Source organism: Yersinia alsatica, assembly GCF_902170305.1.
In the GTDB taxonomy this organism is placed as follows: domain Bacteria; phylum Pseudomonadota; class Gammaproteobacteria; order Enterobacterales; family Enterobacteriaceae; genus Yersinia; species Yersinia alsatica.
Map to the genome: position 1 here is coordinate 115,283 of NZ_CABHWW010000039.1, position 20,143 is coordinate 135,425.

Genomic DNA, 20,143 nt, shown 5'->3' on the forward strand with positions numbered 1-20,143 from the left:
AATTATTACTCGCTGTAAGAAATAAAACATTCCGTCAGCAAATTAATAACAATATATATCCAGGAGGGGATTGTTTAATATATCTTGTGGATTTAAAAGATTAAGAATTATCTTGGTTATTCAAAAACAAAATTGAGAATAGAAATATCCATTTTTCATAAAAAAAGCTTACCAATCATTGGGGCATCAGTAATACCTTAAGTATCCCGTTAATTTCTTTGACGCCTAGCTTATTATATACATTACGTCTATGTGCACTCACTGTCTTATTTTTCATATCAAGCTCACTTGCTATATAACTATTACTTAAATCTAATAATATATATTCAAGAATTTCATTCTCTCTTTGAGTTAATTGTGACTTTATTTTTATTGAAAATGTTATTCTGTCAAATTTCTTAGGGAGGATTCGTGAAGATAATAACCTAATTATCATGGTTTCTATCTTATCTATGGTCGTTAATCTGAATCACCTCAATGCCATTCAGCGCTTTAACCCCCAGACCACCGACGTTGTCGACACTCACATTATTCTATTTTAGGGTTTAAACTCTAGAATAAAAGATCGTCAAATTAAAATGATATCAAATAAGGTATATTTACAATTAAATTCTCATTGGATGTGTCTTAAAAATATTGGTGCATAAAAAGTATTAAATAGGTAAATAAATAACAAGTTAATTATTGTTGAGAATTTAGTTTAGCGCCCACAAAAATATACTTAAATGTCAGAAATAACGAGTGATTACTCTAGGAATGATACAAAAAATACTGAAAAATGGATAAGCAGATGAGTAATATATTTATGCAGAATAACTTACTGTAATAGCGCGTCATTAATTGGCGGTGGAATTGGCTATATTAACCCTATGCTCTGCGAGAATAGCGCCATGATAGCGGCAATTTGATTGGGTCTGGGTGGGAGGTTGGTGAACGGGTTGGATACGGGCATTTCACAAAGGAATTGATACCGTATCCAACATAGGCTGTATCCAATAACGGCGAATATCTAAAACAAACCTAGCGGAATGGCGTGACGTCCCCCGCTCCTTCACGGATAACTTCAGGTGAAGAATCCGTCAAATCAATAACAGTAGTCGGCTGTTGGCCCAATGAGCCGCCGTGGATGATTAAATCCACTTGTTTGCCCAAGTGTTCTTTGATCTCTTCAGGATCAGATTCTGCAAAATCATTACCCGGTAGCATCAACGTGGTCGACATTAATGGCTCACCCAATACATCCAGCAGCGCCAGCGCGATAGGATTAGACGGCACACGCAAACCAATAGTCTTACGTTTGTCATTCATCAAACGCCGAGGTACTTCTTTGGTCGCTTTTAAGATAAAGGTGTAATTGCCGGGGGTATTATTTTTGATCAAGCGAAAGGCCGTGTTATCCACATAGGCATAGGTAGATAACTCTGACAAATCACGGCACATCAACGTGAAATTATGATTACCATCCAACTGGCGAATACGACAGATACGCTCCATTGCCGATTTGTCTTCTAAGCGGCAGCCAAGGGCATAACCGGAATCTGTCGGATAAACAATCACCCCACCTTTGCGCAAAAAATCAACACTCTGATTGATTAATCTTGGCTGCGGATTTTCCGGGTGAATATAAAAAAATTGACTCATGACTCTACCTCATCATTCAACATTCGAGTTGGCTGGCTCTATAGGCCAATCACGCCATACCGGCTCCACCCCAGCAGGTAGCCACAATTTGCGGCCTAGCTCAATCCAGGAACAAGGTTGATGGAAATCAGACCCCTGGGATGCAAGTAAATTATAGTCGCGTGCATATTGGGCAAGTTGTGCTCGCTCATGTGGAGCTTGCTGGCATTGAGCGACTTCCATGGCATCTCCGCCAAACTCGGCAAAATGTGCCAATAACCGTTTCAGCCATTTGGCGGTTAAATCATAGCGGCCGGGATGCGCCAGCACCGCTTGCCCACCAGATTGCTTAATTGCATCAATAGCTTGTTCTATTGTACACCATTGCGCGGGAACATAACCGGTCTTGCCTTTGGCTAAATATTTTTTAAAAACCTGCCCGACATTACTGGCTAGCCCAAGCTCCACCAAATAGCGGGCAAAATGCCCACGGGTCACCTGTCCGCCACTCGCCAACCGATTAGCGCCTTCCCAGGCATCAGGAATGCGTGCTTTTGCCAGACGAGCGCTGATCTCTTGCGCACGCACATAGCGATGGTTGGATTGTTCACTCAGCAGTGTGCAAATACTGTCATGGTGGATATCAATACCGAGTCCCACGATATGGATTTCATGATTTTCCCATAAAGTAGAAATTTCAACGCCGGGGATAAGCCGTAATGCCAGTTGCTGTTGTGCAATAGTGGCTGCCGCTTCTGCTAATCCCGCCGTCGTATCGTGATCGGTAATGGCCAAAACGCCCACCCGCATTTGCGCCGCCCTCATCACTAGCGCCGCAGGCGTCAAGCAGCCGTCAGATGCCGTGGTATGGCTATGCAAATCATAGAGTGTAAATGCCGTTGAACCGGCTGCGGTATCAGGTAAATCAGCCGAGCCAAGCAAGATGGCGTTATCAGACAAAACGGGTTTATTTATCAAAACGGTCTTATTAACCAAAACAAAAATCCAGAAAAAACGTGGTTGAGTATGATACTCGTTAATAAGCTTTTTACGCACCTTAATTGAAGTCCGTACTCGCCAGCCACACCAAGTTCATTAAAAAAACAATCATTCAAGAGCTTGACATTCATCTCGCGAACCAGTTAACTAGTACACAAGTTCACGAGGTACCAAAATGGTGATCGGAACAGTGAGTCGCATAACTGTGTTCCCCAAAGATATTGGAGTTGCAGGTAGGCATCATCCCGATGAGCTTACATCAGTAATGAGTGAACGCAGCTAACGCCCCAGCGGCTTCAAGAGCCAAGGGGATAAAATGAAAGCAATCCTAGAGAGCAATGACTGAAATGAAAACTACCCTGATCTCCTTACTGCGTTGGTGGCACATCTCCCTCACTCGGGCGATGTAATCACGCATATCAGTCATCAGACAGTGCAGATTGCTTCAGCCCGCTAATAGCGGGCTTTTTTATGGACAGATTTCGGCGTAATTACTTTTTCAGGATCAACAAATAATGATGCAAACTTCGCGCCCCACTTTACAGCTACTCACCGCCACGGCGTGTTACCGCGATGACCCAACTGCACTGTTTCATCAACTTTGCGGCGCACGCCCTGCCACTTTGCTGCTCGAATCAGCAGAGGTGACCAGCAAACAGAACCTGAAAAGTCTGCTCATTATCGATAGCGCACTGCGGATCACCGCATTGGGACAGAAAGTGACCATTGAAGCGCTCACTCGCAATGGCGCGTCTTTATTAGCCTTGTTAGACAGTGCGTTACCGGCTGAAGTTGATATTCAAGTGCGCCCTAATGGTCGTGAATTAACTTTCCCGGTCATTACTGCGGTACAAGATGAAGACTCTCGCCTACAGGCGTTGTCGGTTTTTGATGCTCTGCGCCTGCTATTAAAACTGGTTGATTCCCCAGTCGCCGAGCGCGAAGCCATGTTCCTGGGCGGCCTGTTTGCCTACGATTTAGTCGCCGGTTTTGAAAACTTACCGCCACTGCGCCATGAAAACCGTTGCCCGGATTTCTGCTTCTATCTAGCCGAAACCTTGTTAGTGTTGGATCATCAAAATCGCACCACTCGATTACAAGCCAGTCTGTTCACCCCAGATCTCGCCGAGCATCTGCGTCTGAGTAACCGTTTAGAGCAAATTAGTCATCAGTTACAGCAAGCACCACAGCCGATTCCTGCCAAAGCAGTACCCGAGATGACGTTACAGTGTAACCAATCAGATGCAGAGTATGGCGCGGTAGTCAGTCAGTTGCAACACGCCATTCGTGAGGGTGAAATTTTCCAGGTGGTACCGTCACGCCGCTTCTCTCTAGCTTGCCCATCCCCACTAGCGGCTTACCAAACCCTGAAAGACCATAATCCCAGCCCTTATATGTTCTTTATGCAGGATAACGAATTCGCGCTGTTTGGTGCATCACCTGAAAGCGCACTGAAATACGATGCCACTAACCGCCAAATTGAGATTTACCCCATTGCCGGTACTCGCCCACGTGGCCGCCGTGCCAATGGCGAGTTGGACCGCGATTTAGACAGTCGTATTGAGCTGGAAATGCGTACTGACCATAAAGAGCTTGCTGAGCACTTGATGCTGGTGGATTTAGCCCGTAACGATCTGGCGCGCATTTGTGAGCCCGGTAGCCGTTATGTCGCCGACCTCACTAAAGTTGATCGCTACTCTTTTGTTATGCATCTGGTTTCTCGCGTAGTGGGAACGCTGCGCCAAGACTTGGACGTGCTACATGCTTACCAAGCCTGCATGAATATGGGGACATTGAGCGGCGCGCCAAAAGTTCGGGCCATGCAATTGATTGCTGGCAGCGAAGGTGCGCGACGTGGCAGTTACGGTGGTGCCGTCGGCTATTTTACTGCCCATGGTGACCTGGATACCTGCATTGTTATCCGCTCGGCTTATGTCGAAGACGGTATCGCTACCGTACAAGCCGGCGCCGGTGTTGTACTCGATTCCATTCCACAAGCGGAAGCTGATGAAACCCGCAATAAAGCGCGTGCTGTTCTGCGGGCGATTGCCACCGCACACCATGCCAGGGAGCTGTTCTAATGGCTGATATCTTGCTGCTCGATAATATCGATTCCTTTACTTATAACCTGGTGGATCAACTGCGTTCCAGTGGCCATCGCGTGGTGATTTATCGTAACCACATTGCTGCCGAGACCATTATTGAGTGCCTGCAACAACTCGAACAACCGGTGTTGATGTTGTCCCCTGGCCCCGGCACTCCGGCACAAGCAGGCTGTATGCCTGAATTACTGCAACGCTTACGCGGCCAACTACCGATTATTGGTATTTGCCTGGGTCATCAGGCCATTGTTGAAGCTTATGGCGGCCACGTAGGTCAAGCAGGTGAAATATTGCATGGCAAGGCTTCAGCCATTGAACATGATGGACAAGGGATGTTTGCCGGTATGCCAAATCCATTGCCGGTTGCCCGCTACCACTCATTAGTCGGCAGCAATATCCCAACAGAATTAACCGTTAACGCCCGTTTTGGCGAGATGGTCATGGCGGTTCGTCATGATGCGCATCGGGTTTGTGGCTACCAATTCCACCCGGAATCGATTTTAACCACCCAAGGTGCCCGTTTGCTTGAGCAGACATTGGCCTGGGCGTTAGCGTAAATAAGGAACATAAAATGCAAAATTTACCCTCTAAAGACATGCTGCTGGCCAAAGACTTGTCATTAACCAAAGAGCAGCTATTAGAAAAACTGTTTCAGGCCGAGGTTATGACCCAGCAGGAAAGCCAGATGCTGTTTGCGGCTATCGTGCGTGGCGAACTGGAAGCCAGCCAACTGGCCGCAGCATTAATCAGCATGAAAGTGCGTGGTGAAACCCCGGCCGAGATTGCCGGTGCTGCTCAGGCTTTGTTGGCCGATGCACAACACTTCCCGCGCCCTGACTACTTGTTCGCGGATATCGTCGGTACCGGTGGTGACGGCACAAACAGCATTAATATTTCCACTGCCAGCGCCTTTGTTGCTGCCAGTTGTGGCGTGAAAGTCGCCAAACACGGTAACCGCAGTGTCTCCAGCCGCTCTGGTTCATCAGACCTGCTGGCCGCCTTTGGTATTCGTCTGGATATGCCGGCTGAGCAATCACGGCTGGCATTAGATGAGTTAGGTGTTTGCTTCCTGTTTGCGCCGCAGTATCACACAGGTTTTCGCCATGCCATGCCAGTGCGCCAACAGTTGAAAACCCGTACCTTGTTTAATGTACTGGGGCCACTGATTAACCCTGCCCGCCCACCACTGGCATTAATCGGTGTTTACAGCCCAGAATTGGTGTTGCCCATTGCACAAACACTGAAAGTGCTGGGTTATCAGCGCGCAGCCGTCGTGCATGGCGGCGGAATGGATGAAGTGGCTATTCATGCACCAACGCAGGTTGCAGAACTGAATAACGGCAGCATCGAAAGCTATGAATTATCGCCAGAAGATTTTGGTTTAAACCACTATCCACTGGGTTCGTTGCAAGGTGGCGCACCTGAAGAAAATCGTGACATTTTAGCAAGGTTGTTACAAGGTAAGGGTGAAGCGGCGCATGCCGCAGCCGTCGCGGCTAACGTAGCGTTATTACTGAAGTTGCACGGTCAAGAAAACCTGCGTCATAACGCACAACAAGCATTGGAAATGATTCACAGCGGTCAAGCTTTCTCACGAGTGACCGCTCTGGCAGCAAGAGGATAAATCATGCAGGAAACCGTACTTCACAAAATAGTGCGCGATAAGGAAATCTGGGTTGCCGCGCGGAAATTGCAACAGCCTCTGGCCAGCTTTCAACACGATATCACTCACAGCCAGCGCAACTTTTATCAAGCGCTGCAAGGCGATAAAACCGTTTTTATTCTGGAATGCAAAAAGGCGTCCCCATCCAAGGGGGTCATTCGTGACAATTTTAATCCGGCAGAAATTGCCGCTGTATATAAAAACTACGCCTCCGCTATCTCGGTATTAACTGACGAAAAATACTTCCAAGGCAGCTTTGATTTCTTACCGCAAGTCAGCGCGGTGGTGACTCAGCCCGTATTGTGCAAAGACTTTATTATCGATGCTTACCAGATTCAGCTGGCTCGTTTTTACCAGGCTGATGCTATTTTGCTGATGTTGTCAGTGCTGGACGATGATACCTACCGCCAGCTGGCTGCTGTCGCGCATAGCCTGAATATGGGAGTATTGACCGAAGCCAGCAATGCCGAAGAATTGGATCGTGCCATTACACTGGGCGCTAAAGTCGTGGGCATTAATAACCGTGATTTACGCGACTTGTCGATCGACCTTAATCGTACCCGTGAGCTGGCACCTCGTCTGCCTGCCGGCGTCACTGTTATCAGCGAGTCGGGGATTAATTATTACCGCCAGGTGCGCGAACTGAGCCATGTTGCCAACGGTTTCCTGATTGGCAGTGCGCTAATGTCTGAGACAGACCTTAATGCTGCCGTGCGCCGGGTCTTGCTGGGTGAGAATAAAGTCTGCGGACTGACCCGCGCCCAAGATGCCGCTGCTGCCTATCATGCCGGTGCAGTATATGGCGGGTTAATTTTTGTCAGTAGCTCACCACGTCATGTGGACATTGCACAAGCTCGCACGGTGATCAGTGGTGCGCCGCTGAAATACGTCGGCGTGTTCCGTGATGCTGAAATCAATACCGTCCAACAAACTGCCGAGCGCTTATCTCTGGCTGCCGTGCAATTACATGGGCATGAAGACCAGTCTTATATCAATCAGTTGCGTGAAATTTTGCCCGCTAACTGCCAAATTTGGAAGGCATTGAGTGTCGGTGACACCTTACCCGCGCGCAATTTACAGCATGTCGAACGTTATGTTTTGGATAATGGCAACGGCGGTACCGGCCAGCACTTTAACTGGGCACTTTTAGCCGGTCACTCGTTGGATAACGTCCTATTGGCAGGCGGATTGGGGGCCGAGAATTGTGACGCAGCAGCGCAACTGGGTGCTGCCGGTCTGGATATCAATTCCGCAGTAGAAAGTGCTCCCGGCATCAAAGACCCACAATTGATCGCCGCCGTATTCGAGACATTGCGCGCTTACTGATTTCTAAACACATTTGAGTTAACCCTCTACCCAATAGATTTCAAGATGCAGGAAGGCGGCAAGCAAGATAATCCCGATGAGCTTACAAAAGTCAGTGATTCGGGTTAGTCAGTACAGCCAACACACCTGCAGTTTGAAAGATCACGGGCATATAAAGGACAGAAAAATGACCACATTGAATCCTTATTTTGGCGAGTTCGGCGGCATGTATGTGCCCCAGATTCTGATGCCAGCATTGAAGCAACTGGAAGAGGCTTTCGTCAGTGCGCAACTGGACCCTGAGTTTCAGGCGGCATTTCAGGATTTGCTCAAGAACTATGCCGGGCGTCCGACAGCCCTAACTCTGTGTCAGAATCTGACCGCTGGGACCAAAACCAAGTTATATCTCAAGCGCGAAGATCTGCTGCACGGCGGCGCGCATAAGACCAACCAAGTGTTGGGCCAAGCTTTATTAGCCAAACGCATGGGTAAGACTGAAATTATTGCAGAAACCGGTGCCGGCCAGCATGGCGTGGCATCAGCATTAGCTTGCGCCCTACTGGGTTTGAAATGCCGCATTTATATGGGCGCGAAAGATATTGAACGTCAATCACCGAACGTGTTCCGTATGCGGCTGATGGGCGCAGAGGTTATCCCGGTACACAGTGGCTCATCAACCTTAAAAGATGCCTGTAATGAGGCGCTGCGTGACTGGTCTGGTAGCTACGAAACCGCACACTATATGCTGGGAACCGCCGCTGGCCCACATCCTTATCCAACCATTGTGCGCGAATTCCAGCGGATGATCGGCGAAGAGACTAAAGCGCAAATATTAGCCAGAGAAGGCCGTTTACCGGATGCGGTATTGGCATGTGTCGGTGGTGGCTCAAACGCAATTGGTATGTTTGCTGATTTTATCGATGAAGAAGGTGTTGGCTTAATTGGGGTAGAACCCGCCGGGCTGGGTATCGAAACCGGCCAGCATGGTGCTCCACTTAAACACGGTAAAGTGGGTATCTACTTCGGTATGAAATCGCCGATGATGCAAACCAGTGATGGTCAGATTGAAGAGTCTTACTCAATTTCTGCGGGGCTAGACTTCCCGTCTGTTGGGCCACAGCATGCTTACTTGAACAGCATTGGCCGCGCCGATTATGTTTCGGTCACTGATGATGAAGCTTTAGAAGCATTTAAAGCATTGTCATGTAAAGAAGGGATTATCCCGGCATTGGAGTCTTCCCATGCCTTGGCACATGCCCTGAAAATGATTAAAGCATCACCGGAAAAAGAACAGCTTCTGGTGGTTAATCTGTCCGGGCGTGGTGATAAAGATATTTTCACCGTCCACGATATCCTGAAAGCACGGGGAGAAATTTAATGGAGCGTTATCAGCAGCTTTTCAAACAGTTGGCCGCCAAAAATGAAGGTGCTTTTGTTCCTTTCGTGCAATTAGGCGACCCGTCACCGGCAATATCATTAGATATTATTGATACCTTAATTGCCGCAGGTGCAGATGCTTTGGAGTTGGGTATTCCCTTCTCTGATCCACTGGCGGATGGCCCAACCATTCAAAACGCGGCATTGCGGGCTTTTGCTGCAGGCGTGACGCCGGGTATCTGCTTTGAGATGCTGGCCGAGATCCGCAAAAAACATCCGACCATCCCTATTGGGCTGCTGATGTATGCAAATTTGGTATTCCACAACGGCATTGATACTTTCTATCAGCGCTGTGCCGAGGTGGGTGTCGACTCGGTTCTTATTGCTGACGTGCCATTTGAAGAGTCAGCCCCTTTCCGTGCGGCGGCATCCCGTTATGGCATTGCGCCAATCTTCATTTGTCCGCCCAATGCTGATGATGATTTATTGCGCGAGATCGCTTCTCATGGCCGTGGCTATACTTACTTGCTTTCGCGCGCGGGTGTAACCGGTGCAGAAAATCATGGTCATCTGCCGTTAAACCACTTGATTGATAAACTGCGTGAGTACCATGCAGCTCCGGCACTGCAAGGTTTCGGTATTTCCGAACCTGAGCAGGTGAAAGCCAGTTTAGCAGCGGGTGCCGCCGGGGCTATTTCTGGCTCCGCGATTGTAAAAATCATTGAAAATAATCTCTCGCAACCAGCCGAGATGTTGGCTCAGTTATCGCGTTTTGTGACGGAAATGAAAGCCGCTACTCGTCTCTAGTGTTACCCAGCGCCTGAGGGTTTACCCTTTCGGGCGCTATATTCTCTTCTTTTCAAGCTGTTCCACGCCACTTATCTGCCGTTTATTTGAATAAAATTCATTCATAACCAATACTAATTACTGCGTAATACATGCCCTATGTCATCAATAAACATGGAGAGTCATTTATGAAGATTTTCAAGACCTTTTCAGCTTTATGCATTGCAGTAATCATGGCGATGGCTGTCTCAGCCTGTGCACCCACCGCAAAGTCGGAAGGAACGGGGGGTTATCTGGATGACACCGTCGTCACCACTAAAGTGAAGTCAGCGCTGCTGGGTGAGAAGAATCTAAAATCGACTGAAATCAGTGTTGAGACTTTCAAAGGGCGGGTTCAGTTGAGTGGTTTTGTTAGCTCACGTCAGGATGCCAACCGCGCAGTACAGATCACCCGCACAGTACCAGGGGTGAAGTCTGTTAGTGATCAAATGCTTATCAGATAATTTAACGGTCGGAGGCGCATTGCTGCGCCTCCTTTGTGACCCCATCCTGCCATACCCAGCACGACAGGCTTACCCAAAGTTATTACTGTTACAGGTAGGCAGCCAGTGAGCGCAGCTAACACCCCTGCAATATCAAGCACGACGGGCTTGCCCTAAGTTATTGCCGTTACAGGTAGGCAGCCAGTGAGCGCATCCCGATGAGCTTACTCAAGTAAGTGATTCGGGTAAGTGAACGCAGCTAACACCCCTGTAGCGGTAAGAACGACGGGCAAGTTAGAAACGATAACCCGCGCCAAACATAAACACCCACGGATCAAGACGAGTATGAATACTCTGCTCTTCACCACCCGCTTTGAATTTGACGTCAGTTTCGATGTTCATCCACCAGACAGACATATTCAGCATCCAGTTCTCGCTGACCATATAATCCAGGCCGGCTTGCCCTGCTACACCCCATGAATCTTTAACATTTAAATCCGTCAAACCGGCGGAACTGCCGGTGTTATTGAACTTCTCATCAAAGAACGTGGTGTAGTTCAGACCGATCCCCAGATACGGGCGCAGTTTGTCTTGTTTGTCACGGAAATAATATTGCGCCATTAGGGTCGGTGGCAATTGCTTAACTTCAGCAATGTCCCCGGTCGGCCCAAGGCCAATTTTGTGGCGGAACGGCGTAGCCGCCAGCAATTCTACCCCGATATTATCAGTAATGAGATAGCTGAAGGTCAGGCCCAACTGAGTATTGTTATCTGCCTTGAAGGAACCATAACCTAGAACATCATCAGACCCGGCATTTGGTCTGACAGTCGCCGTCCCTGCCCGGAAAATATAATCGCCTGCTTGATGTGCGCTTACCGCAGTCGATGCCAGAGTTGCTACGGCTAACAATGCCAAAGTGACTTTTTTCATTATCCATTCCATTTGTAGGTATATTCGCGAACAGAATATACCTACAAATGAGTATTCATGATCCAATAGAGATCACACCTTTCGTAACAAATTGAATAAATCCTAAATTAAGTAAGGTTATTTAATTCCTTAATAACATTGAAATTGATCTGGATCATAAATGGGCACTTCACATTAAATCGTATTAATACGCATTGATGAAAAAGAGAACAGTGGTCATGCTGCTATGCTTGGATGTCGTATGTGTGAAATCGTGATCGGTTGGCTGTTTACTTTGTAAGGAGCAGTAGATTAAAGATGAGCGCTGAAATTAATCCCTGTGTGAACTGTGGTGCCTGCTGTGCCTATTTTCGGGTGTCATTCTATTGGGCTGAGGCCCAAGAAGGTGGCGGCACCGTTCCTAATGCCATGACTGAGCAAGTCACTCCCTTTATCAGCTGCATGTCTGGCACCAACAGCAAATCCCCCCGTTGTGCCGCCCTGCAAGGAGAGGTCGGTCAGTCTGTTTCCTGCTCAATCTATGGTGATCGACCGCCTCCTTGCCATGAATTTGAACGTTCAGGTGAAACAGGCGTGCGCAATCCACATTGTGATCGCGCCCGCGCCCACTATGGTTTGCCACCGTTACCTATTGATAACATCCAGATAATTAGATTAGAAGAAATCGGTCATTGGCCTATCACGGGATCCCATAGCGCCCCATAACAAGGTATAATCATTGGCTAAGCGCTATTTTTTCGATCCCAAGGAGCTTTCATGCCTATCACGGCTAACACTTTATACCGTGACAGTTTTAACTTTTTACGTAATCAGCTGCCGGCCATCCTGTTACTGGCTTTGCTGACTGCGTTCATTACCGTCATGCTGAATCAGGCATTTATCCCTGGTACAGAACAACTGAGTATTTTGAGTGCCTCAGAAAGTGATTTTGCGTCATCAGGGAATATCAGCATTCGGGATATGGTGGCGCAACTGACACCAGAGCAACAAATAGTGCTGCTCAAAGTCTCTGCCGCAGCAACCTTTTCCGCATTAGTGGGCAATGTGCTATTAGTCGGTGGGATGCTAACGCTGATGTCGATGGTATCAATGGGGCGTCGTGTTAGCGCATTGCAGGCCATTGGTATTTCTGTGCCTATTTTGCCTCGCTTACTGTTACTGATGTTTATTGGCACGTTGCTAATCCAGTTAGGATTAATGCTCTTCATCGTGCCCGGTATCGCCATTGCGGTGGCGCTTTCATTATCGCCGGTTATCGTGACCACTGAAAAAATAGGCGTTTTTGCCGCCATAAAGGCGAGTTCTAAACTGGCCTTTGCCAATGTGCGGTTAATTATCCCTGCCATGATGTTGTGGATAGCGGCTAAATTAGTGTTGCTGTATCTGGTCAATCACTTGACCGCATTGCCAGCACCTATTGCCAGTGTCATTTTAAGTGCACTGAGTAATCTGGTTTCTGCATTATTGCTGGTTTACCTGTTCCGCTTATATATGTTGCTGCGTCCAACCGATGCTAGCGCCTAAATATCGACTCAGATAGAACCATAAAAAGGGCCATTACGGCCCTTTTCTAGTTTTAAATCTTTTCTATTGACGTTCGATGATAACGAATGCCCATCAGTTAACTTCAGGCTCGCCACCCTCTACTGACTCTTGTTTTTCTGGTTCTTGCTTCTCGGCCACTCGCTGTTTACTTTGAATCAGCTTAAGGGCCAGATACAGATCGGGAACCAAGATCAAATCTTCATCATGGCTTTTTAGCCGATTAATTCGGAACCAGCGCGTCAACTCAGTCCGTCGTCCGGCTAATATCAGCTTAATATTGCGCTGTTTCAAATCACGTTTAAGTTCGTCAATGGCGGCCAGCACACTGATATCAGCATAGGTAAAGCTGGCAACAGCATCGATAACGACCCAATCCGCCGGATGCGGCGTGCTATCAACCAGATTCAAAATTCGCCGCTTGAAATAGGCCACATTGAAATAGGTCAATGGCGAATTAAAGCGATACATCATGACACCGGATACCGGCTTAATACCATTACCGCTACGCATTGAATGGATCATGCCGTCCGCGTTAACCCCCAATAACTGCTCAGTCGGGCGGAATACGGTACGCAGGAATTGTAATAACCCGAGTAACACGGCTAAGCCAATGCCGCTAATCACCCCGACTAACACCACGCTGATAAAGGTAAAAAGCGCCAGATAGAAAGCTTGAGTGTTGCGTTTACGTAACTGCCATAGGCTCCTGAACCCCAGCAATGACCAAGCGGCATAAATCAGCACCACGCCCAATGCCGCGATAGGAATAAATTGCAGTGGACGCGTTAGAAACAGCAGCACCATCGCAATAACCAATGCTGCAATAATAGAAACCAACTGGCTCTTGCCATTATTGGCATCATTCACTGCGGTGCGAGTACTGGCTCCGCTGATAGCAAACCCTTGAGACAAGGCCGAGACGATATTGGTGATACCCAATGCGCGCAGTTCGACATCGGCATCAACCTCATAACCATTCTTGGCGGCAAAACTACGCGCCGTCAGCATCATGCTAACAAAACTCACTACAGCCAAGTTGAGTGCGGGGATAACCATGTCACGCAGCAGGCCCGGTTGGAAATCAGGCCAATGCACCATAGGCAGACCACCTTCAAATCCGCCGACGATAGAGACACCAAATTGCTGCATATTGGCGGCCCACGAAACAAAGGTAGCAATGACAATCGCCAACAGCGGCGCAGGCCAGTTGGGCCTTAACCACTTAACGCCATACAGTACCACCAGCGTCAGTAGCGAGATGGCCACGGTTGGCAAATGGGTATTCATCAAATTATGTGGCAGCGCCAACACCCGCTCAATCAGCTGCGGTGGGCGGGTCATAAAGCCAAAAACCTTACCGAGTTGGTCAACGATGATGGTAATGGCAACCCCATTAAGCAACCCGGTCAGTATTGGCCGCGATAATAAATCCGCCAATGCGCCCAGTTTGAAACGGCTGGCCACCAAGCACCATGTCCCCATCATCAATGTCATCATGATCGTGAGTTGCCAGTGCACTTCACTATTACCGGCAGCCAGCGGTGCTACTACCGCGGCGATCACCGCACAAGTGGCGGCATCAGGCCCAACAATCAATTGTCGCGATGAGCCAAAAAATGCATATGCAATCATCGGCAAAATACACGAATACAACCCCACTGCGGCACTGACACCGGTCAATTCGGCATAAGCGATGGCAATGGGTAATGCCACAGCGGCGACGGATAAGCCCGCTCTGACATCTGGCTTGAACCAGTCGCGTTCATAAGCCATTAATTGGGTCAAACCCGGCATCCAATACCGGAGTGATTTTCTCTGCATAGTTACTCCACAAGCTTTAACCCAATATTCACTACGTATCATGCTGGGTTAACGCATGACTGGCAATATACAGACAAAATCTGTTACTTGTTTATCGTAAGTTTCTGCAAATTCCACTGGCAGAGCGCGCATTCCGGCAGATAATTAAGGATAATAGTGTTTTACCGCTGGTACCCTCACCGCACTGAATCCGGTATAGTCGGGCGGTGTACAAATGATGGATTGATTCATGAAGCAACTTTTAGATTTTCTCCCATTGGTCGTATTTTTCGTTTTCTACAAGATGTATGACATTTTTGTCGCCTCAGGGGCGTTGATCGTCGCAACATTGCTGGCATTGGCCTTTACTTGGGTCAAATATCGCAAAGTAGAAAAAATGACATTGGTTACCGCCATTATGGTGCTGGTATTCGGTACCCTAACACTGGCATTCCACAGTGACTTATTCATTAAGTGGAAAGTAACGGTGCTGTATGTGCTGTTCGCTGCTGCGCTGTTAATCAGCCAGTGGTTTATGAAAAAACCATTGATTCAGCGAATGCTGGGCAAAGAACTGACATTACCTGATGCAGTGTGGTCAACGCTGAATATGTCTTGGGCCATCTTCTTCTTGGCCTGCGGCCTGCTGAACATCTATGTCGCATTCTGGTTACCGCAAGATATCTGGGTGAATTTTAAAGTCTTTGGCTTAACCGCACTAACGTTGGTATTCACCCTAATCAGTGGGGTTTATATTTACCGACACATGCCAGAAGAACAGAAAAAGTCGTAACTTTAACGATTACCCCGCTAATAAATGAAGTATTTGCTGCCCACTGACCTTCCAGTGGGCTATTCCAGGTGAGCAGATTTTTAGTAGGCAGAGATGACTCAGGAACAATTATCACCTCGCGGTGAGCAATCATTACCTAACGGTGAATTGGTACTCCGTACCCTTGCAATGCCCGCTGACACTAATGCCAATGGGGATATATTTGGCGGCTGGTTGATGTCGCAAATGGATATCGGCGGTGCTATTCAAGCAAAAGAGATAGCGCAGGGGCGTGTTGTCACGGTACGTGTTGACGGGATGACATTCCTCAAGCCCGTAGCGGTGGGTGATGTCGTATGCTGCTATGCCCGCTGTATCAAGACTGGCCGCAGCTCTATTACTATCAATATCGAAGTCTGGGTGAAAAAAGTCTCTTCCGAGCCTATCGGTCAGCGCTATCGCGCAACTGAAGCGGTCTTCACCTATGTCGCTGTGGATGATGCCGGTAAAGCCCGCGCCTTACCAAATGGCCGCGGTAATTTTGAGGTCGGTGCGACGCAGTAGTCGCTAACCGGGCTCTGCCGATGCAAAAAGGGTCGCGTTAAAGCGACCCTTTTCTATTGTGCTGACTAAATCATGTTTTGAACCAGAGCTTTGATGCTTTAGTTCATCTCCATGTTGCCACCAATCTTGAACACGATGGTCGTGACATAATCTTTGGCAGCAACTGCTTCAAACCGCCATTTACGCATAACCTGCTTCACCTCACGCTCAAAGGTATTGCGCGGAGTCGCTTCCAAGATACGTACATTTGTCACACGGCCATTTTCATCGATGTCGTATTGCACTTTAACCTGCCCTTCAACCCCCAAGGCCAAGGCGCGGGCGGGATAAGTCGGTTTCGCCTTACTCAGTGCTTTTGGCCCTGCTGATGTTGATGCCCCCGGCACTGATGCCTTAGGTGCCGATTTTACCGGCGCATTGTTAGCAACCAGCGCAGGCTCATCAGATTTAAAGGGTTTGTCATCCGGTGGCGCCACTGTTTTCTTAACATCGGGCTTCTTCACTTCCGGTTTTTTCACTTCTTTTTTCACCGGTTTAGGTTTTGGCTTAGGTTTCACCGGTTCAGGTATTGCAACGGGCACCGGCTCTGGCAACACCTCAGGCTCTGGTGGTGCCTCTTCAACCGGTTCAGGCTCGGGTTCTGCCTGTGGTTCCGCCGCCGCAGGTTGTGGGGCGGCAAAAGTGGCGATATTGACCATAGTGACAGCAAGCGGCGCGTCCTCGATTTCCGGCTGTTCTCGCATTTGCTCGACTGAAACGTATAGCAATGCCGCAACTACGCTGCCATGTAGCCCTACTGAAAGTGCGATTGGCCATGTAAGGCGTCGACCCAGAAAAAATTTATTTAGCTGCATAATAATTCACTGTCCTCTGATGCAGCTAAGTTTAAATGCAAATAGCAATCATATTCAATAAGCATCTGCAAACTATCTCATCAATAGGCCTTAAATGATGTTTTAAGCGGCAATATCAACGGAATGACACTTTCTATTTACGGTTAGTTATCATTTTATTTCATTATCAATTACCAGTGTATTCCGCGATTTTCCCCTTTACACCCATGATTGAATTTAGCAATGGAACGTGCTGTTATGGAATACCGAGCCAATATCATGATAATGATTTTAAAGGTGAAACATGCTTTATGTAATCTTTGCTACCGATATCCCTGACTCACTTGAAAAGCGTCTATCCGTGCGCCCTGCGCATCTGGCTCGCTTACAAGCATTGCAGGACCAAGGGCGCTTACTGACCGCGGGCCCAAACCCCGCCATTGACAGTGCCGACCCAGGTGCTGCCGGGTTCAGCGGTTCAACGGTGATTGCTGAATTCGCCTCACAACAAGAGGCTGAAGCTTGGGCCGAACAAGACCCTTATGTGGCCGCTGGCGTGTACCAGTCGGTTATTATCAAACCTTATAAGCGGGTATTCTGACAACATGCTTAGCGGGCCGCCATGCTAGCCATGCTAGCATCGTGGCAGCCCACAGAAAAATGGCTTATCGTCTTTCAATCCAGCCCCTCGCTCCGCGCAATTACATCTATTTAAGTATCTTTACTTATACTTACCGTGAATCATTGTCTAATAAATTATCGATTTCTCTCTTGAGATATTGAGCTATTTTGTTAAACGCGGAGATGAAAACTATGCAGTGTCCAGTATGCAAAGATACCCAATTGGTAATGTCTGAACGTAAAAGCATTGAGATTGATTACTGCCCAAATTGCCGTGGGGTCTGGCTGGATCGCGGAGAGCTTGATAAAATCATTGAAAAATCAGTAGAAAGTGAGCCTGCAACTGCCTCTTATTCTGAGCCTAGAGACCGTGAACGTCATCATGACCGTGATAACCACGGATACGCAAAACCTAAGCATTACAAGAAGAAAAGTTTTCTATCAGAATTATTTGATTAATTGAATTGATAAATACCATTAATCCACACAATACGCCTGGGTTCAGGCGTATTTGATTGACTTCTCTGCGCCCCACTACACTTTGTAGTGTTTCAACCAATGATCTTCGCAAGCTTCCACCGCTTTATCCAGCATGTGTGCAGGTGATTTTAATATCATATGGTCTTTTCTTACCCATACAGGATAAGTATGTTTCCCGGCAGCAATCACTTGTTCAGAATAAATAGCAGCGTGGTATATCAGCTCAGACTCTTCACAATAAATCTCATATTTATACAGTGCGGTACTGGTTTTTAAATCCCCGAAGAATACTGTTTTAGCCAGTTTATATTGAGACATGAACGATAGCCTTTGCTGTAATAGGGATTATATCATCCACTGAACGGCAACATATAACTGTGATACCCACAGCAAAAGCCTGCTAAGTTGATGTCCTGTCGATATAATTTGGCTTTTCTCTCGCAGAGGACCGTCATTTGACGGTGATTAATGCTGGGCTAATATCGCAGTAAATCTATCTGATATTGGCATACTCATAGCGCAATGGAAGATGATTGAGTTCATCCAATACCACCGAGCTAAATAAGTAACCTTGCATGGCATCAACGCCCATATTGGCAAGCTGATTAAACTGCTGATGAGTTTCGACCCCTTCAACAACAACATTCTGACAATGGTCACGTAGACGTATCACCAGATTGTCAAAGGTGACACTCCCAGCCCATTGCCAGTAAAAATGCTTGTCAATTTTTACACATTCGAAGAAGTCACTTGCCGCTGCCGCGATGTGAGCATTGCCGCTGCCAAAGTCATCCAGCCACAAGCAATATCGTTTAGCCAGCTTACTTAATGGTGTATTCCTCGCCCCTTCACTGAGATTGGGAAAGCTCTCCATTATCTCCAGCCGGATAAAGGGCATTGAGCTCAATAATGCGATGACACTCTCGTCACAAAGCACCGCTTGCGTCATATCAAAATCTATATTTATTGAGAGTATTATTTGATGTTCAATAAACCATTTCTGCTGTTTTTTTACTGCAGATAATTGGTCATACAACAAGGTTGCCTTCATCTGCGCATTAAGTTGATGCAAGAAACGTTCGGTATAAATAGGCGATTTAAAAGAGCTCGTCGTGAACCGACTCAATAACTCTACTGCAAATAATTTACCATTACGTTTGTAAACCGGCTCACAGATAAAAGTGCAATCGACTGCAATGTTTAGCCTGCTATCCACGGTAAAAATCCTTTTATTTGATGAGAACAGCAGTATTGATCAATTGGTAAAATTGATCAATTTTTTATTATTGATCACTAAAAACGATAACAAGAATTGACCAAAGAGAATACGCCAGATAACAACTCATTGATAGATAAGAAAGTATTAGTTAATCACGATGATTATCAAGTTTACTATTTCATATTCATTTATTTAACAGGAGATTGGCCGCCTCGAACAACCCAACAGTAACACCCCTGAAACTGAACGATTAGAACGAAGCGGCCGAATATATAGGGTAGCGCGATGTCATTCTGATGTGAAATAAACTGATAAACCACTATTTTGCACTGTTTATTATTAATAATAACATCAGAATTGTCGCATTTTGTTAATTTAGGATAGGGCTGATTTTTATGCGAAAAAAAGCGTAATTTAAAGAGGAAAATATCATTAGGCAATTTCAGATTAACCACGAAATGTTAAAATCGTCACCAGCAACATCACCACTAGCCGCTGTATAGCTCGAGGGTTTGTAGAGCGGAAATTTAATAACCCGTAGCAACTCAGTATGGCAAAAACAAAAACAACCTCATAAAGAGGCTGTTTTTATTATCGACTACAGTGAATCACCATTCATAAGCCACGGTGAACAATAGCGACCTACGATGCTGATGTTCATGAAGCTGCCGCACACAATAGATATGGCGATAACGCCGCGATTGACCTTCAAGCCAGCGATTTTTACGGCGCTGATTTTGCCGCAGCATACGCCAACGGCCGACCTCATTCTTACTCCGTCTCATGAAACCATTCTTCCAAAGCTGAGAACCGGCTCATTATAGACCTTTCATCTCTTGATCCAAGTCACAGCATGGCAAAAACGCATGTTTGGTCCTAAAACTCGCCACGTTCGAACCGGAATATTAGCAAACGTCTGCTATATTTAGTCTTGCAAGTCCTTTAGCCTAAAAGATTTTATCCAGTAATATATCCGATTAAAGGTTTCGCCTTTACCATACTGTGCGTACACTCTTTAGTGACCGTTTGTGAACAGGATTTCTGC

At 47.1% G+C, this 20,143-nt stretch carries 21 protein-coding genes, 1 pseudogene and 1 other annotated feature; of the genes and pseudogenes, 13 read left to right on the forward strand and 9 right to left on the reverse strand.

Annotated features, from left to right (window positions below; all coding sequences use genetic code 11):
- Positions 1-175: 175 nt before the first annotated feature.
- From FTA96_RS22955 to rnm, 3 genes are all read right to left on the reverse strand, one after another.
- Positions 176-436 (reverse strand): response regulator transcription factor, encoded by a 261-nt coding sequence (locus FTA96_RS22955; protein WP_145574995.1) that lies wholly within the window; start codon positions 434-436, stop codon positions 176-178.
- A gap of 584 nt (positions 437-1,020) precedes the next feature.
- Positions 1,021-1,641, reverse strand: coding sequence for an L-threonylcarbamoyladenylate synthase (locus tag FTA96_RS22960; protein WP_050110461.1), 621 nt, complete (start codon positions 1,639-1,641; stop codon positions 1,021-1,023).
- 12 nt (positions 1,642-1,653) lie between these two features.
- Positions 1,654-2,616, reverse strand: coding sequence for an RNase RNM (gene rnm / locus FTA96_RS22965; RefSeq protein WP_050146516.1), 963 nt, complete (start codon positions 2,614-2,616; stop codon positions 1,654-1,656).
- Between the two features lie 350 nt (positions 2,617-2,966).
- Here rnm and trpL point away from each other — a divergent pair, with 350 nt between their 5' ends.
- From trpL to FTA96_RS23005, 7 genes and pseudogenes are all read left to right on the forward strand, one after another.
- Positions 2,967-3,029 carry a trp operon leader peptide gene (gene trpL, locus FTA96_RS22970; protein ID WP_134957788.1) on the forward strand — a complete coding sequence of 21 codons (63 nt, stop codon included), beginning with the start codon at positions 2,967-2,969 and terminating at the stop codon, positions 3,027-3,029.
- Positions 2,991-3,092: a sequence feature (Trp leader region), on the forward strand. (Overlaps the previous gene by 39 nt.)
- Positions 3,093-3,137: 45 nt before the next feature.
- On the forward strand, positions 3,138-4,700 hold the full coding sequence (locus tag FTA96_RS22975; protein ID WP_050146514.1) for an anthranilate synthase component 1: 1,563 nt from the start codon (positions 3,138-3,140) through the stop codon (positions 4,698-4,700).
- A pseudogene (gene trpD, locus FTA96_RS23645) lies at positions 4,700-6,345 on the forward strand (bifunctional anthranilate synthase glutamate amidotransferase component TrpG/anthranilate phosphoribosyltransferase TrpD). The gene FTA96_RS22975 and the pseudogene trpD overlap by 1 nt, the downstream one beginning before the upstream one ends.
- A 3-nt stretch (positions 6,346-6,348) precedes the next feature.
- On the forward strand, positions 6,349-7,710 hold the full coding sequence (gene trpCF, locus FTA96_RS22990; protein ID WP_145574998.1) for a bifunctional indole-3-glycerol-phosphate synthase TrpC/phosphoribosylanthranilate isomerase TrpF: 1,362 nt from the start codon (positions 6,349-6,351) through the stop codon (positions 7,708-7,710).
- A 166-nt stretch (positions 7,711-7,876) separates the two neighbouring features.
- Complete coding sequence (trpB, locus tag FTA96_RS22995) at positions 7,877-9,067, forward strand: tryptophan synthase subunit beta (RefSeq protein WP_050110464.1); 1,191 nt, start codon at positions 7,877-7,879, stop codon at positions 9,065-9,067.
- On the forward strand, positions 9,067-9,873 hold the full coding sequence (trpA, locus tag FTA96_RS23000) for a tryptophan synthase subunit alpha (RefSeq protein WP_050136461.1): 807 nt from the start codon (positions 9,067-9,069) through the stop codon (positions 9,871-9,873). The genes trpB and trpA overlap by 1 nt, the downstream gene beginning before the upstream one ends.
- 167 nt (positions 9,874-10,040) lie before the next feature.
- Positions 10,041-10,355 (forward strand): BON domain-containing protein, encoded by a 315-nt coding sequence (locus FTA96_RS23005; RefSeq protein ID WP_050110466.1) that lies wholly within the window; start codon positions 10,041-10,043, stop codon positions 10,353-10,355.
- 273 nt (positions 10,356-10,628) lie between these two features.
- On the opposite strand, the gene ompW is transcribed toward FTA96_RS23005, so the two are convergent.
- Entirely contained in the window at positions 10,629-11,264 is a 636-nt protein-coding gene (ompW, locus tag FTA96_RS23010) for an outer membrane protein OmpW (RefSeq protein WP_072077755.1), read from the reverse strand.
- Positions 11,265-11,561: 297 nt separating this feature from the next.
- On the opposite strand from ompW, the gene FTA96_RS23015 reads away from it, so the two are divergent.
- Complete coding sequence (locus tag FTA96_RS23015) at positions 11,562-11,969, forward strand: YkgJ family cysteine cluster protein (protein ID WP_050110468.1); 408 nt, start codon at positions 11,562-11,564, stop codon at positions 11,967-11,969.
- 51 nt (positions 11,970-12,020) lie between these two features.
- Positions 12,021-12,788 (forward strand): YciC family protein, encoded by a 768-nt coding sequence (locus FTA96_RS23020; RefSeq protein WP_050110469.1) that lies wholly within the window; start codon positions 12,021-12,023, stop codon positions 12,786-12,788.
- Between the two features lie 93 nt (positions 12,789-12,881).
- Here the strand turns inward: FTA96_RS23020 and FTA96_RS23025 are convergent, their stop codons facing one another.
- Positions 12,882-14,630 (reverse strand): SulP family inorganic anion transporter, encoded by a 1,749-nt coding sequence (locus tag FTA96_RS23025; RefSeq protein ID WP_050110470.1) that lies wholly within the window; start codon positions 14,628-14,630, stop codon positions 12,882-12,884.
- A gap of 229 nt (positions 14,631-14,859) precedes the next feature.
- Between FTA96_RS23025 and FTA96_RS23030 the strand changes: the two genes are divergently transcribed.
- Both FTA96_RS23030 and yciA read left to right on the forward strand, forming a co-directional pair.
- The gene (locus tag FTA96_RS23030; RefSeq protein WP_050110471.1) at positions 14,860-15,402 is read left to right on the forward strand and encodes a septation protein A; all 543 of its coding nucleotides are present in this window, start codon (positions 14,860-14,862) and stop codon (positions 15,400-15,402) included.
- Between the two features lie 93 nt (positions 15,403-15,495).
- Complete coding sequence (gene yciA / locus FTA96_RS23035) at positions 15,496-15,945, forward strand: acyl-CoA thioester hydrolase YciA (protein ID WP_050110472.1); 450 nt, start codon at positions 15,496-15,498, stop codon at positions 15,943-15,945.
- A gap of 98 nt (positions 15,946-16,043) precedes the next feature.
- Here yciA and tonB read toward each other — a convergent pair whose 3' ends face one another.
- Entirely contained in the window at positions 16,044-16,799 is a 756-nt protein-coding gene (gene tonB / locus FTA96_RS23040) for a TonB system transport protein TonB (RefSeq protein WP_050110473.1), read from the reverse strand.
- Positions 16,800-17,082: 283 nt separating this feature from the next.
- Between tonB and FTA96_RS23045 the strand changes: the two genes are divergently transcribed.
- The gene (locus FTA96_RS23045; RefSeq protein WP_134957281.1) at positions 17,083-17,379 is read left to right on the forward strand and encodes a YciI family protein; all 297 of its coding nucleotides are present in this window, start codon (positions 17,083-17,085) and stop codon (positions 17,377-17,379) included.
- Between the two features lie 212 nt (positions 17,380-17,591).
- Positions 17,592-17,858, forward strand: coding sequence for a TFIIB-type zinc ribbon-containing protein (locus tag FTA96_RS23050; RefSeq protein ID WP_050110475.1), 267 nt, complete (start codon positions 17,592-17,594; stop codon positions 17,856-17,858).
- Between the two features lie 75 nt (positions 17,859-17,933).
- Here the strand turns inward: FTA96_RS23050 and FTA96_RS23055 are convergent, their stop codons facing one another.
- The 3 genes from FTA96_RS23055 to FTA96_RS23065 form a co-directional block, all read right to left on the reverse strand.
- On the reverse strand, positions 17,934-18,197 hold the full coding sequence (locus FTA96_RS23055) for a hypothetical protein (RefSeq protein WP_050101340.1): 264 nt from the start codon (positions 18,195-18,197) through the stop codon (positions 17,934-17,936).
- A 175-nt stretch (positions 18,198-18,372) separates the two neighbouring features.
- Entirely contained in the window at positions 18,373-19,095 is a 723-nt protein-coding gene (locus tag FTA96_RS23060) for an EAL domain-containing protein (protein WP_050122187.1), read from the reverse strand.
- A gap of 611 nt (positions 19,096-19,706) precedes the next feature.
- Positions 19,707-19,883, reverse strand: a complete 177-nt coding sequence (locus tag FTA96_RS23065; RefSeq protein WP_050110477.1) for a YciY family protein — start codon at positions 19,881-19,883, stop codon at positions 19,707-19,709.
- Between the last annotated feature and the right edge of the window lie 260 nt (positions 19,884-20,143).

Excerpts from the sequence above, each read along its gene's own strand:
- FTA96_RS23020 (WP_050110469.1), top strand. The coding sequence starts at position 12,021 with ATGCCTATCACGGCTAACACTTTATACCGTGACAGTTTTAACTTTTTA.
- FTA96_RS22955 (WP_145574995.1), bottom strand. The coding sequence starts at position 436 with ATGATAATTAGGTTATTATCTTCACGAATCCTCCCTAAGAAATTTGAC.
- tonB (WP_050110473.1), bottom strand. The coding sequence starts at position 16,799 with ATGCAGCTAAATAAATTTTTTCTGGGTCGACGCCTTACATGGCCAATC.
- FTA96_RS23005 (WP_050110466.1), top strand. The coding sequence starts at position 10,041 with ATGAAGATTTTCAAGACCTTTTCAGCTTTATGCATTGCAGTAATCATG.
- FTA96_RS23030 (WP_050110471.1), top strand. The coding sequence starts at position 14,860 with ATGAAGCAACTTTTAGATTTTCTCCCATTGGTCGTATTTTTCGTTTTC.
- trpCF (WP_145574998.1), top strand. The coding sequence starts at position 6,349 with ATGCAGGAAACCGTACTTCACAAAATAGTGCGCGATAAGGAAATCTGG.
- ompW (WP_072077755.1), bottom strand. The coding sequence starts at position 11,264 with ATGAAAAAAGTCACTTTGGCATTGTTAGCCGTAGCAACTCTGGCATCG.
- FTA96_RS23065 (WP_050110477.1), bottom strand. The coding sequence starts at position 19,883 with ATGAGACGGAGTAAGAATGAGGTCGGCCGTTGGCGTATGCTGCGGCAA.
- FTA96_RS23045 (WP_134957281.1), top strand. The coding sequence starts at position 17,083 with ATGCTTTATGTAATCTTTGCTACCGATATCCCTGACTCACTTGAAAAG.
- FTA96_RS23055 (WP_050101340.1), bottom strand. The coding sequence starts at position 18,197 with ATGTCTCAATATAAACTGGCTAAAACAGTATTCTTCGGGGATTTAAAA.
- trpA (WP_050136461.1), top strand. The coding sequence starts at position 9,067 with ATGGAGCGTTATCAGCAGCTTTTCAAACAGTTGGCCGCCAAAAATGAA.
- trpB (WP_050110464.1), top strand. The coding sequence starts at position 7,877 with ATGACCACATTGAATCCTTATTTTGGCGAGTTCGGCGGCATGTATGTG.
- FTA96_RS22975 (WP_050146514.1), top strand. The coding sequence starts at position 3,138 with ATGCAAACTTCGCGCCCCACTTTACAGCTACTCACCGCCACGGCGTGT.
- FTA96_RS23015 (WP_050110468.1), top strand. The coding sequence starts at position 11,562 with ATGAGCGCTGAAATTAATCCCTGTGTGAACTGTGGTGCCTGCTGTGCC.
- FTA96_RS22960 (WP_050110461.1), bottom strand. The coding sequence starts at position 1,641 with ATGAGTCAATTTTTTTATATTCACCCGGAAAATCCGCAGCCAAGATTA.
- FTA96_RS23025 (WP_050110470.1), bottom strand. The coding sequence starts at position 14,630 with ATGCAGAGAAAATCACTCCGGTATTGGATGCCGGGTTTGACCCAATTA.
- FTA96_RS23050 (WP_050110475.1), top strand. The coding sequence starts at position 17,592 with ATGCAGTGTCCAGTATGCAAAGATACCCAATTGGTAATGTCTGAACGT.
- yciA (WP_050110472.1), top strand. The coding sequence starts at position 15,496 with ATGACTCAGGAACAATTATCACCTCGCGGTGAGCAATCATTACCTAAC.